Origin of the sequence: Microbacterium sp. BF1, from assembly GCF_019279095.1 — a bacterium.
In the GTDB taxonomy this organism is placed as follows: domain Bacteria; phylum Actinomycetota; class Actinomycetes; order Actinomycetales; family Microbacteriaceae; genus Microbacterium; species Microbacterium maritypicum.
Map to the genome: position 1 here is coordinate 1 of NZ_JAGYWT010000510.1, position 1701 is coordinate 1701.

2 pseudogenes are annotated in these 1701 nt (G+C 67.7%); both read left to right on the forward strand.

What is annotated here, in order from left to right:
• Positions 1 to 1086: 1086 nt before the first annotated feature.
• Positions 1087 to 1488 (forward strand): annotated as a pseudogene (locus KZA10_RS18240) (fucose isomerase); the annotation flags it as partial.
• 86 nt (positions 1489 to 1574) lie between these two features.
• Positions 1575 to 1701, forward strand: a pseudogene (locus KZA10_RS14250) (3-deoxy-7-phosphoheptulonate synthase); the annotation flags it as partial.

A 1701-nucleotide genomic window follows, 5' to 3' on the forward strand; every position in this document is an offset into this window, starting at 1 on the left:
TGCTGCAGAACCCGGAAGATGCCGAGCTCTACGAACGCGCGAAGCACGCTGCTGTCGATGCCTCGCGAATGGGCGAGGAGTCATACAACGCGGGCAAGACCGCAGTGATCCAGCTCCTCGTCGATCGGCTGGCAGGTCATCCGACCGTTCGGGGTCGACCCCGCCACCGGACACGGATTCATCTCCAGCCAGCGGATGGGTCTCGAGGTCTTCCGGAGCATCCCGGTCGACGCGCCGCTGGTGGTCGCGATCGCCAACTGGCAGTACTCCCATCACGTGCTCGCCGGCCTTCGCACCCACGAGGGGCCGATCCTCACGGTCGCGAACTTCGCCGGCGACTGGCCCGGCCTCGTCGGGCTGCTCGGCCTGAACGCGGGCCTGACCAAGATGGACAAGCCCTACGCCACCACCTGGTCGGTCGACTTCACCGACGAATGGTTCCGCGACGGCATCAGGGAGTGGACCGAGACCGGAGCCATCGCGCACGACGCCTCGCACGTGCGCCCGCTCCCCGTGCTCCCGGACAGCCCCGAGAAGCAGCTGGGTGAGGCGCTCGCGGCGGAGCTGCTCGCCGAGAAGGCCATCATCGGCGTCTTCGACGAGGGTTGCATGGGCATGTACAACGCGATCTTCGACGACGAGTTGCTCAACCAGACCGGCATCTACAAGGAGCGCCTGTCGCAGTCGGCGCTGTACGCCGAGATGCTGAACGTCTCCGAGGACGAGGCGGATGCCGCCTACGACTGGCTGATCGAGGCGGGCATGACCTTCCGGTACGGCGAGGACGCCGCCACCGAGCTCACGCGCGAGCAGGTGCAGTGGCAGTTGAAGATGTACATCGCCGCGCTCCGCATCGCCGACGACTTCGGGCTCGACGCGGTCGGCATCCAATATCAGCAGGGGCTGAAGGACCTGGTGCCGGCATCCGACCTGGCCGAGGGCATCCTGAACTCCACCGAACGCCCGCCGGTGACCTCGCGCGACGGCTCGCGCGTGCTGCACGAGGGCCGCGCCTTCCCGCACTTCAACGAAGCCGACGAGGGCGTCGCGGTCGACGCGCTCGTCACCGACCGGGTATGGCGCGCGATGGGTCTCGTGCCCGACAACACCCTGCACGACGTGCGCTGGGGCGAGGACTACGACGGTCGGTTCGTCTGGGTCTATGAGATCTCCGGCTCGGTGCCCGCCTCGCACCTGGGCGGGTGGCAGAAAGCCGAGGGCTGGCGTCAGGGCCACGTGTTCTTCCCTGCGGGCGGTGCCACGATCAACGGTGTCTCGAAGCCCGGCGAGATCGTGCTGTCGCGCGTCTTCATCGCCGAGGGCATCCTGCAGGCCGACATCTTCCGGGCCTCGGTCGTGGAGCTGCCGGAGGAGGAGACGCAGCGCCGCAAGGACGCCACCAACCCGGAATGGCCGATCGCCCACGTGGTGCTGCACGGCATCTCGCGCGACCAGTTCATGGCCCGCCACAAGGCCAACCATGCGCAGCTGGTCTACGCCCCGGATGCGGAGACGGCGGACAAGGCCCTGATCGCGAAGGCCGCGATGTTCGCCGGGATGGGCATCAAGGTCATCGCGCCGCATCCGGTCAGGCATTCCTGCTCCAGGGTGGCGACTGTGCCGAGACCTTCGCAGGGGCGACCGCCGAACAGATCCGCAACCGCATCAAGACGGTGCTGCAGATGGCCGTCGTGCTGACCT